Source organism: Sagittula sp. P11 (assembly GCF_002814095.1).
GTDB lineage: Bacteria > Pseudomonadota > Alphaproteobacteria > Rhodobacterales > Rhodobacteraceae > Sagittula.
Genome location: NZ_CP021913.1, coordinates 640430 through 651093, shown reverse-complemented (window position 1 = coordinate 651093; position 10664 = coordinate 640430). Strand labels below are relative to the sequence as shown.

Below are 10664 nucleotides of genomic sequence, written 5' to 3'. Positions count from 1 at the left end.
TGCCAGCGGGTGTGGGGAAGGGAGGGGCCGTCACGCGGCCCCTCCGGTGGCAGATGTTACTGGCCGAGCGCCTCGGAAATCGCGCCAAGCGTCTCCTTGTCCTTGGCGATGATCTCCGCGCTTTCCTCGGCGTTCTTCCAGTAGACCAGTGCGCCGGTTTCCTCGGCCACCTTCTGGGCGCGCTCGGACATCACGGTCTTCTCGGCAACGGCGGCGATCTTGTCGCGCACGTCCTGCGGCGTGTCCTTTCCGACGAACAGCCCGTTCCAGAGCGAGATGTTCAGCGATGGGTCCACCTCGCCGATGGTCGGCGTGTCCGGAACCTTCGAGATCCGCTCGCCGGTGATCGACACCAGCACCTTCACCTGGTCGAGGCAGGGCAGCACCAGTTGCAGCGTGGTGTTGATGACGTCCGCGTCGCCGGAGGCCAGCGTGTTGCAGTCCAGCGCGTCAAACGCCGCGTCGGAGGCCCATTCGAAATCCATGTTCGCGGCCAGCGCCTTGGTCACCTGCGTCGGTGTCAGCACATCGCCGAAGTGGCCCAGCACCACGTCGTTTTCCCTGGCGTACTCGGCCAGTTCTTCCATGCTGGAGTAGGGGGCGTTGCCGCCCGCCGCGATCACGAAGGGGTAGGTCAGGAAGATGCCGATGGGGTCGAACTTCTCCGGCGCCAGTTCCGGGATGTCGATCTCGTGGCCGATCAGCGCGACGGCCGGGACAAACGATCCGATGGTGTAGCCGTCGGCGGGCGCGTTCGCCACCTCGATGGCGCCGGGGAAGGGGCCGCCGCCGCCGCCGGGTTTGTTCACGACCGCAGCCGCGACGCCGTATTCCTCCTGGAAGTCCTCGGCGATCATGCGGGTCAGCACGTCCTCGAGGTCGCCCGGGGGCCACGGCACGATGAAGGTGACCGGCTTCTCGGGATACTCGGCCAGCGCCGCACCGGCGGTCAGAGCCAGCGCCGCGACAGAGGCGGTGAAGATGGATTTCATGGTCGTCTCCCTGGTATTGTGGATCATTATTTGAACCATCGGTGTGAAAATATCATCAGACGCGATCCGCAACCTGTCAATCGTCTTCTTTGCGAAAAGGGCCGGATTGACAGCTGCCGCAACCGCCGCCCAATATATCACCACCACAGGTTTGAATAATGAACCGACAAGGGGCGCACCTATGGACATGTCACGACTATCCGAACTGAGAACCGCAGAGGTTCCGCCCGCGCGCCACGTCATCGACGGCGCGTCCTGCGCTGCCTCCGATGGCGCCGAGATGGAGGTGATCTCTCCGCTGGACGGGCGCGCCCTGACCACCATGGCCAAAGGCACGCGGGACGATGCCGCCCGCGCCGTCACCGCGGCGCGCGCCGCCTTCGAGGACCGCCGCTGGGCGGGACGTGCCCCCGCAGACCGCAAGAAGGTCCTGTTGAAATGGGCCGACCTGATCGAAGCGCGGGCGCTCGACCTCGCTGTCCTGGGCGTGCGCGACAACGGGACGGAGATCGGCATGGCGCTGAAGGCGGAGCCGCTCTCCGCCGCCGCCACGATCCGCTACTACGCCGAAGCTATCGACAAGATCGGCGGAGAGATCGCGCCGACCGCCGACGGCATCCTCGGCCTCGTTCACCGCGAACCGGCGGGCGTCGTCGCCGCCATCGTGCCGTGGAACTTCCCCCTGATGATCGGCGCGTGGAAGCTGGGACCGGCGCTGGCGGCGGGCTGTTCGGTCGTCCTCAAACCCGCCGAAACCGCCTCCCTCACGCTGGTGCGGATCGCGGAACTGGCTCTGGAGGCCGGACTGCCGCCGGGCGTGCTGAACGTGGTCTGCGGCGAGGGCGCCGTGGTCGGCGACGCGCTGGCGCATTCCATGGACGTGGATGTGCTGGTCTTCACCGGCTCGGGCCCCACCGGGCGCCGCCTGCTCGAAGCCTCGGCCCGGTCGAACATGAAGCGCGTCTACCTCGAACTCGGGGGCAAGTCGCCGAACGTGGTCTTCGCCGACGCCCCCGACCTGCGCGAGGCGGCCAAGGTCTCTGCCGCCGGGATCTTCCGCAATGCCGGGCAGGTCTGCGTCGCGGGCTCCCGCCTGCTGGTCGAACGCACCATCGCTGAAGAATTCACGGCGCTGCTGGCCGATGTGGCGCAGGGCATGAAGGTCGGCGATCCGCTCGACCCGGCGACCAACGCGGGCGCGGTCAATTCGCTGAGGCAACTCCAGCAGAACCTTGCCTTCGTCGAGGAGGCGCGCGGGCTGGGACGGACAGTGCTGGGCGGGCGTCGCATTCTCGAAGACACGGGTGGCTACTACATGGAGCCGACCATCGTCACCGGCGTCGACCCCACCGACCGGCTCGCGCAGGAAGAGGTCTTCGGCCCCGTCCTCGCCGTCATGGCCTTCGATACGGAGGAGGAAGCGGTGGCCCTCGCGAACGGCACGGACTTCGGGCTGGCGGCGGCGGTCTGGACCTCCGACCTGTCGCGCGCGCATCGCATGGTGCGCCGCATCCGCGCCGGTGTCGTGCATGTGAACACCTACGGCGGCACGGACCTGACCGTGCCCCTGGGCGGTGTGAAACAGTCCGGCAACGGCCACGACAAGTCCCTGCACGCCTTCGACAAGTACCTCGACCTGAAGACCGCCTGGATCAAGCTGGAGCCCTGAGATGACCGACGCCGCGCCGGACCGCACCATCCTCGTCGTGGGCACCTACGACACCAAGAACGACGAACTTGACTACATCGCCGGGGTGATCCGGGGGCAGGGCGGCGGCGTGCTGACGATGGACGTGAGCGTGCTGGGCGATCCCGAACGCCCCTGCGACGTTTCCAAGCACGATGTGGCGGAAGCGGGCGGATCGTCCATCGCAGCGGCCATCGCCACGGAAGATGAAAACGCCGCGATGCAGATCATGGCGGCGGGGGCCTCTACCGTGGCGCTCCGGCTCCATACCGAAGGGCGGATCGACGGGGTGATCGTGCTGGGCGGCACCATGGGCACGGACCTCGCGCTGGACGTCTGCGCGGCACTGCCGCTGGGTGTGCCGAAATACGTCGTCTCGACCGTCTCCTTCTCGCCGCTGATTCCGGCGGAACGGCTCGCGGCGGACATCCAGATGATCCTCTGGGCGGGCGGTCTCTATGGCCTGAACTCCGTCTGCAAGGCTTCGCTGTCGCAGGCCGCGGGCGCGGTGCTGGGCGCCGCCCGTGCCGTCGAGCGCCCCGACCGCGACCGCCCGCTGATCGGCATGACCTCCTTCGGCAAGACCGTGCTGCGCTACATGGTGGCCCTGAAGCCGGAGCTGGAGGCGCGCGGCTTCGAGGTCGCCGTCTTCCACGCCACCGGCATGGGCGGGCGCGCCTTCGAGTCGCTGGCCGCCGAGGGCGCCTTTGCCTGCGTCATGGACTTCGCGCCGCAGGAGGTGGGAAACCACCTCATGGGCTCGACGATCAGCGCCGGAGCGGACCGCATGACCAACGCCGGACGGCGCGGCGTGCCGCAGATGGTGGCGCCGGGGTGCTACGACCTCGTAGACTTCGTCGGCTGGCAGGCGGCGCCCGCGCGGCTGGCGGATCAGGAAGTCCACGCCCACAACCGCCTCCTGTCCTCCGTCCTGCTGGACGCGCGTCAGCGCAGGGAGGTGGCGCAGGCCCTATGCGCCAAGCTGGCCAAGGCCGAGGGCGAGACGGTCTTCTTCCTCCCCCTCCAGGGCGGCAACGAGTGGGATCGCCCGGGCGGACCGCTGCATGACGCCGAGGGGCTCGCCGCCTTCATCGACGAGGTTCGCAAGGCCTGCCCGCCGAACGTCACGCTGCGCGAGCTGGGCGCTCACATCAACGACACCGCCTTCACTGATGCGGTGCTCGAGACCTTCGATGAGTGGGTGACCTCCGGCATCGTCAGAGCCCACGCCTGAGCGGAAACCCTTGTGCGGCGCGCCGGGCCGTGGTCGTCTCTCGATTGTGCCGCGCCACGGATCGCGGCAGGGGAGGGACCGATGCAGCTTGCGCTCAACCATATGACGACGCCGCGCCTCGACTGGAGGGCGCTTTTGATGTTGGCGAAGCGCACCGGCTGCGCGGGCGTGGAATTCCGCAACGACCTGGGCCGCCCGCTGTTCGAAGGCTTCACCGCCGAAACCGTCTGCGAGGAGGCTCAGGCACTGGGGCTGCGCATCTTCGGGCTGAGCCAGGTCGGCATGTTCAACGACTGGTCCGATGCGAAGGCGCAGGAAGTGGCCTCGCTCATCACCATCGCGCAGGATCTTGAGGCCGAGACCATCAGCCTGATCCCGCGCAACGACGGCACCGGGCTCGACGATCTCGACGCGGTGAAGACCGCCCTAAGGGAGATCCTGCCGCTTCTGGAAGAGGCCGACATGACCGCGCTGGTGGAGCCTTTGGGCTTCGTCCAGTCCTCGCTGCGCACAAAGGCCGAGGCCATCGAGGCCATCGAAGCGGTGGGCGGCGCGGGCCGCTTCAGGCTGGTGCACGACACATTCCACCACTTCCTGTCCGGCGAGACGGAGATCTTCGCCGACTGGACCGGCATGGTGCATGTCTCGGGCGTGACCGATCCCGACATTTCTCTGGTCACCATAGCGGACCGCGACCGCGGTGTGGTGACGGAGGACGACCGGATGGACAACCTCGGCCAGCTCTCGGCGCTGAAGGCGGCGGGCTACACCGGCCCCGTGTCGATGGAGGCCTTCGCGCCGGAGTTCCACAATCTGCCTGCCGACAAGGCGGAAGGCCTTCTCATGGCCTCCTTCGACCTGCTGCGCACCGTCACCGGCTGATCCGCTGCCCTTCGTGGCGCCAGTCGCACACTAAATGCCGCTGTTTTGGGCGTCTCAACGGCTGCAAAGGCAAACATGCGGCAGCGCGGCATGTTTGGCTTGCGCCGAATCGCGGGCCGCCGTTAAGGCTTCGATCAGCGGCAACGGCGTCGCTGTTCCCGAAAACGGGTGAAATGAGCAAGGCTGCTCGATGCGTCACGACATGGGTCGTGACCGTGTCGGCGGCCTTTTTCGCGTTCTGGAGACAAGTCTGGAGACTGGACATGAAGAATTTTCCGATGTTCCTGCGCATGGACGGACGCCGTGTGGTCATCTGCGGCGGCGGCGAGGAGGCGGCTCGCAAATGCCGGCTCGTGCTGAAGACAGAGGCCGAGATCGTCGTCACCGGCCCCATCGGGGATCCGGAGCTGGACGGCCTCATCGCTTCCGGCCGGGTGCGCCATGAGGCCGCCCCGGACGCACGCACTTTCGACGGCGCGGCGCTGACCTTCATCGCCACCGGCTGCCCCGCGCATGACGCTGCGCTGGCCTGCCTCGCGCGGGCGGCAGGGGCGGTGGTCAACGTCGTCGACCGGCCCGAGATGTGCGATGCCTTCACGCCCTCCATCGTCGACCGCGCCCCGGTTGTCGTCGCCATCGGCACCGAAGGCGCGGCCCCCGTCCTGGGCCGCCGCATCAAGACCGACATCGAAACCATGCTGCCGCCGCGCCTCGGGCCCTTCGTGGCGCTGGCGGGCCGCCTGCGCGGCGCGGTCGCCGAACGTGTTGCCCCCCAACGCCGCCGCGGCTTCTGGGAATGGGCCTTCGACGGCGAACCCTTCCGCGCCCACCTCGACGGGCGGGAACGCGAGGCCGCACGCCTGTTGAAGGAGGCCGTGAACGCAGGCACCTCCCCCGAAGCCAAAGGGCACATCGCGCTGGTCGGCGCGGGTCCGGGCGCGCGCGACCTGCTGACCCTTTGCGCGGTCCAGAGGTTGCAGCAGGCCGACGTCATCTTCTACGACCGCCTGGTCGATCCGGAGGTGCTGGAGCTTGCCCGCCGCGACGCCGACCGGGTTTACGTCGGCAAGGAGGTGGGCGCCTGCGCCTGGCCGCAGGATCACATCGACCGGCTGATCGTCGCCGAAGCCGGTAAGGGGCGCCGCGTCGTCCGCCTGAAATCCGGCGACCCTTCGGTCTTCGGCCGCGCGGCAGAGGAACTGGCCGCCGCCGAAGCCGCAGGCATCGAGGTGGAGATCGTCCCCGGCATCACCGCCGCCTCTGCCGCCGCCGCCCGCCTGAAGACACCGCTGACCGAGCGCGGAGAGATCGACACATTCGCCATCACGACCGGCACCTGCCGACCCGGCGAGGCCGATCCGGCGCGCGCGCGCCTTGCACATCCGGGAACGGCGGTGGCCTTTTACATGGCGGTGGAGAAGGCCGGCGCGGTGCGCCGCGACCTCATGGAGGCCGGTGCCCCCGGGGCCTGCCCGGTGGACATCGTGGCCTCCGTCAGCACAAAGGCCGAGCGGCATGTGGCCTGCACGCTCGACACGCTGCCCGACACGATCCGCGCCGAAGGCGTACGCAGCCCGGCGATCCTTTTTGTGCGCTACCCGAAGTCCATGGCGGCCGCGTCGCATCCCGCCACGCTCGTCGCGGCAGAGTAGCCCTTCTCCGGCTCTGGCCTTTCACCGCGCCCCGCGCCAGCATGAGAAGCGGGCGATGTGGCACCAGGGGGAGGGGGGAGCATGACCGACAAGGACATCCGCGCAGGGGAAGCGACGGTCGCTGATGCCCCGGCAGCCGACGCCCGGCTGACCTTCATCGGCCGCATCCGGACGCCCTGGACCGACCGGCGCGACTGTCCGCGGCAGGGCAGCGAGGACGGGCCGGAATGCACGCTCGTCGTGGACGAGGCCTGGCACCCGGCGCTCGCAGGACTCGAGGCCTACGCCACGATTGAGGTGCTCTACTGGCTCGACCGGTCCAGGCGAGACCTCCTCACCCAGTCGCCCCGCGCCGACGTCACGACCTTCGGCACCTTCGCGCTCCGCTCTCCCGTCCGGCCCAATCCCATCGGCACATCCATCGTCCGCCTCGACCGGATCGAGCACGGCACCCTCACCGTGCGCGGCCTCGACTGCCTCGACGGCACGCCGCTGCTGGACATCAAACCGGACCGCGCCCTCTTCATCCCGAAAGCCCCGCCCAAGCCGGGCGTGTGACGTGCGCCGATCCTCTTCAATTGGCCGCAAGCCAAGTGGGGGTATGGAATAAACCCACGTACTTCTGGACCATGTCGGTCTGAACGGGCGGACGATCAAAACGGCCGCTCGCAGAAAGCGGTCCAATCATCACTGATGTTTGAGTAAATGGTGCCCGGGGGCGGAATCGAACCACCGACACGAGGATTTTCAATCCACTGCTCTACCCCTGAGCTACCCGGGCACGGGTCAAGGCCTGTCCTCTCTCAGAGGGCACCGCCTTCGGGTGGAGGCGGTTTAGTCGAGGCCGAAACCGGTGTCCAGCGGAAAATCGACGCTTTTTTCCAACACGCAGCAGCCTCTTCCCTCGCGGCGCGTGCAAGGCTAAATCGCGGGGATGAAACTCTCTCCGAAAACGCTTCCCGAGCTGCTGGATCACGGCTTCGACACGGTCATCGATGTGCGCAGCCCGGCGGAATTTGCCGAGGACCACGTGCCCGGCGCCATCAACCTGCCGGTCCTCGACAATGAGGAGCGGGCGCGCGTCGGCACGATGTACAAGCAGGAGAGCCCCTTCAAGGCCCGCAAGATCGGCGCCGCGCTGGTGTTCGAGAACGCCGCCCGCCATCTGCGCACCTCGCTGTCGCACCACGAGGGCAACTGGCGGCCGCTGGTCTATTGCTGGCGTGGCGGGCAGCGCTCGGGCAGTTTCGCATGGATGCTGGGCGAGATCGGCTGGCGGCCCGGGCTGATCGACGGCGGCTACCGAACCTTCCGCCGGCTGGTGAGCGGATACCTTTACGACAACACCCTGCCGCATCGGTTCATCCAGCTCGGCGGCTACACCGGCAGCGCCAAGACCGAACTCCTGCACCGGCTGGGGCGGCGCGGGGTGCAGGTGCTCGACCTCGAGGGGCTGGCCAACCACCGCGGCTCGCTTCTGGGCGGCATGGCCGACGGACAGCCCAGCCAGAAGGCGTTCGAGACGGAGCTGGCGCAGCGGCTCCTGGAGCTGTCGCCGGACCGCCCGGTGATCGTCGAGGCCGAAAGCAGCAAGATCGGCGACATCAACCTGCCGCCGTCGCTGTGGGAGGGGATGAAGGCCGCGCCGTGGCTGGAGGTCGAGATCCCGGTGGAAGTGCGCGCACGTTACCTGGCGGAGGCCTACGCCGACATCCTGGCCGACGGTGCGGCGCTGATGGAGAAACTCGCGCCCCTGCGTTACCACCGGGGCCACGCGCTGGTCGACCACTGGGGGGAACTCGTGGGGGAAGGGCGGCTGGAAACGCTTTGCCATTCGCTCGCCGCCGACCACTATGACCCGGCCTACCGCAAGTCCATGTCGGCGCTGACGCCCCGCGTGCTGGAGGTCTTCCACGCCGATGCGCTGACAGAGGCGGCGCAGGACGACCTCGCGGATCGCATCGCGGAGCGGCTTCAGACGATCGAGATCTGACCGACGCGGTCAGTGATCCGCCCGATCTCGGCCACGGGATAGCCGGCCTCGCGCAGCCGGGCGAGGACGCCGCGTTCCGCCTCGGGGACGGCGGCCAACAGGCCCCCGGCGGTTTGCGGATCGAACAGCAGATCGGCCCGCGGACCGGCAGGCGCGTCGGGCAGAAGCGCGCGGTTCTCGGTAAAGAGCGAGGCGCGCAGGTCGGTCTCCGCCAGTTCCAACGCGCCGTTCAGAAGGGGCACATCGTCGAGCCGCAGCTCTGCCCCCACGGCGGAGTTCAGGCAGATGTTGCGCAGGTGCCCGGCAAGGCCGAAGCCCGTGACATCCGTCATCGCATGCGCCACGCGCAGGAGGCGGGAGGCTGCGCCTTGGGACCGGGTCATCTGCCGCAGCGCGCCGACCACCCAATCGCCGTCGGCCAGCCCCTGCATCTCTGCCGCCATGATCAGACCCGAGCCGATGGGCTTCGTCAGCACGAGGATGTCGCCGGGGCGGGCACCGTCCAGCGTGATCGGCGTCCCGGGCGCGCGGCCGAGGATCGTGAAGCCGATGGTCATTTCGGCCCCCTGCGAGGTGTGGCCGCCGACGATGGTCGCGCCGGCCTCGGCCATGACCTCATGCGCCGCCGACATGACTTCGCGCAGGGTGCGGCCCGCGAGGCGCGGTGCCATCTGCGGCAGGACGATGTTGGCCGTCGCGCTGTGCGGTTCGGCACCCATCGCCCAGATGTCGCCGAGGGCGTGATGCGCGGCGAGGCGGGTCATGACCTCCGGATCGCGCACCATCTCGCGCAGGTGGTCCGTGCTCAGCACCATGCGTTCCGCGCCCATGGTCAAGACGGCCGCATCGTCGCCGGGCAGGGCGGTGCCGCCGGTCTCGGCCAGTGCGGCCATCAACGCTTCCTGTCCGACCTTGGCGCCGCAGCCGCCGCACAGCGGTTTGCCTGCAAGCAGATCGGCCAGACCATCGGCATGGTCGCGCGGCAGCGCCGGCTGCGTCATGGCGGGCAGGTCGCGGAACTTGTCCATGAACGTTCGGTCGATATGGTCTTTCCACCGCCAGACCCACTTGCCCTGGAAGGTCATCCCGAAGCGGTCGCCAAGGGCCGCTTTCTCCCCCAGCGAGATCAGCTTCAGGTAGTCGCGCTGCGGGCGGTAGCGTTTCAGCCGGTCCTGAACGGACAGCCGCGCGCGCAGGTTGTGCAGCAGCACCGGCGCCTGCCGCACGGCATAAACGCCCGCCTTGGGCCGGGGCGACGCGGTCATGTGGGCGCAATCCCCGGTTGCGAAGATCCCGGTGACGGAGGTCTCCAGAGTTGGCCCCACCGCGACGAAACCGTCGTGAAGGGCCAGCCCTGTCTCGCCTAGCCAGGCCTGCGGGCGCGCGCCCGCGGCGCCACAGACAAAATCTGCTTCCAGCAGACGGTCGCCGATCATGACGCCGTCTTCGGTCACTGCGCTGACGTCGGCGCCTTCGTGCACCGTCACGCCCATGCCCGCGAAGGCCGCGCGCAGACGGGCAGCACTGCGCGGGGGCAGGGCGGAGAGCGCCGTGTCACGCTCCACAAGGTGGACTTCCGCGCTGCGCCCGCGAGCGACGAGGGCATGCGCCATGGCCAGCGCGATCTCCGCGCCCGCGACACCGCCGCCGACCACCGCGACTTTCGCGGGACTGCTGCCCTCCAGGTATCGCTCCCAGGCCGAGGCAAAGGGGCCGAGCGGCTTGGCCGGTACGGCGTTGGCGGCGAAGCCGGGCAGGGTCGGCATGTCGCTCGTGATGCCCACGTCGACCGAGGCCACGTCGAAAGCGATCTGCCGCCCGTCCTCCAGCTTGGCCACCCGCGCGACCGTATCGAGGCCCGTCACCCGGCCGACGATCACCCGTGCCCCGGCAAACCGCCCCAGTTGCACGAGGTCGATGTCCAGTGCGCGGCGGTCGTAGTGTCCCGCCAGATGCCCCGGCAACATGCCCGAATAGGGCGCGGTGGGCTCCGGGTTGATCACCGTCACCCGGGCGCCGGGCAGAGCGGACATGCCCCACATGCGCAGCACCAATGCATGGGTGTGACCGCCGCCGATCAGCAGCAGGTCGCGGGTATAGGGCAGGGGTTTGTCCTGCATCGTTTGGCCTTCCGGATCTGCGCCACCGATGCCGCGACCCGAGGGGGCCGTTCAGGCAACCGGCGCGCGCGCCCCATGCCGCGATCCGGCCGGGCTTCGTCGTC

At 68.7% G+C, this 10664-nt stretch carries 8 protein-coding genes and 1 tRNA gene; 6 read left to right on the top strand and 3 right to left on the bottom strand.

Features of this window, described 5'->3' with window-relative positions:
• Nucleotides 1-56: 56 nt before the first annotated feature.
• Nucleotides 57-992 carry a tripartite tricarboxylate transporter substrate binding protein gene (locus CDO87_RS03145; protein WP_100927412.1) on the bottom strand — a complete coding sequence of 312 codons (936 nt, stop codon included), beginning with the start codon at nt 990-992 and terminating at the stop codon, nt 57-59.
• 181 nt (nt 993-1173) lie between these two features.
• Between CDO87_RS03145 and CDO87_RS03140 the strand changes: the two genes are divergently transcribed.
• From CDO87_RS03140 to tsaA, 5 genes are all read left to right on the top strand, one after another.
• Entirely contained in the window at nt 1174-2661 is a 1488-nt protein-coding gene (locus CDO87_RS03140) for an aldehyde dehydrogenase family protein (RefSeq protein WP_100927411.1), read from the top strand.
• A 1-nt stretch (nt 2662) separates the two neighbouring features.
• On the top strand, nt 2663-3913 hold the full coding sequence (locus tag CDO87_RS03135; RefSeq protein WP_100927410.1) for a Tm-1-like ATP-binding domain-containing protein: 1251 nt from the start codon (nt 2663-2665) through the stop codon (nt 3911-3913).
• Between the two features lie 81 nt (nt 3914-3994).
• Nucleotides 3995-4795 carry a TIM barrel protein gene (locus CDO87_RS03130; protein ID WP_100927409.1) on the top strand — a complete coding sequence of 267 codons (801 nt, stop codon included), beginning with the start codon at nt 3995-3997 and terminating at the stop codon, nt 4793-4795.
• Between the two features lie 263 nt (nt 4796-5058).
• On the top strand, nt 5059-6447 hold the full coding sequence (cysG, locus tag CDO87_RS03125; protein ID WP_100930818.1) for a siroheme synthase CysG: 1389 nt from the start codon (nt 5059-5061) through the stop codon (nt 6445-6447).
• A gap of 81 nt (nt 6448-6528) precedes the next feature.
• Nucleotides 6529-7005 (top strand): tRNA (N6-threonylcarbamoyladenosine(37)-N6)-methyltransferase TrmO, encoded by a 477-nt coding sequence (gene tsaA / locus CDO87_RS03120; protein ID WP_100927408.1) that lies wholly within the window; start codon nt 6529-6531, stop codon nt 7003-7005.
• Between the two features lie 148 nt (nt 7006-7153).
• Here the strand turns inward: tsaA and CDO87_RS03115 are convergent.
• A tRNA-Phe gene (locus CDO87_RS03115) sits at nt 7154-7228 on the bottom strand.
• A 153-nt stretch (nt 7229-7381) separates the two neighbouring features.
• Between CDO87_RS03115 and mnmH the strand changes: the two genes are divergently transcribed.
• Nucleotides 7382-8440, top strand: coding sequence for a tRNA 2-selenouridine(34) synthase MnmH (mnmH, locus tag CDO87_RS03110; protein ID WP_100927407.1), 1059 nt, complete (start codon nt 7382-7384; stop codon nt 8438-8440).
• Here the strand turns inward: mnmH and selD are convergent.
• Nucleotides 8422-10560: a selenide, water dikinase SelD gene (gene selD, locus CDO87_RS03105; protein ID WP_100927406.1), complete on the bottom strand. Its 2139-nt coding sequence runs from the start codon at nt 10558-10560 to the stop codon at nt 8422-8424. The genes mnmH and selD overlap by 19 nt on opposite strands.
• Between the last annotated feature and the right edge of the window lie 104 nt (nt 10561-10664).

Coding starts and splice junctions, on each gene's coding strand:
- CDO87_RS03145 (WP_100927412.1), bottom strand. CDS start 992: ATGAAATCCATCTTCACCGCCTCTGTCGCGGCGCTGGCTCTGACCGCC.
- CDO87_RS03140 (WP_100927411.1), top strand. CDS start 1,174: ATGGACATGTCACGACTATCCGAACTGAGAACCGCAGAGGTTCCGCCC.
- CDO87_RS03135 (WP_100927410.1), top strand. CDS start 2,663: ATGACCGACGCCGCGCCGGACCGCACCATCCTCGTCGTGGGCACCTAC.
- CDO87_RS03130 (WP_100927409.1), top strand. CDS start 3,995: ATGCAGCTTGCGCTCAACCATATGACGACGCCGCGCCTCGACTGGAGG.
- cysG (WP_100930818.1), top strand. CDS start 5,059: ATGAAGAATTTTCCGATGTTCCTGCGCATGGACGGACGCCGTGTGGTC.
- tsaA (WP_100927408.1), top strand. CDS start 6,529: ATGACCGACAAGGACATCCGCGCAGGGGAAGCGACGGTCGCTGATGCC.
- mnmH (WP_100927407.1), top strand. CDS start 7,382: ATGAAACTCTCTCCGAAAACGCTTCCCGAGCTGCTGGATCACGGCTTC.
- selD (WP_100927406.1), bottom strand. CDS start 10,560: ATGCAGGACAAACCCCTGCCCTATACCCGCGACCTGCTGCTGATCGGC.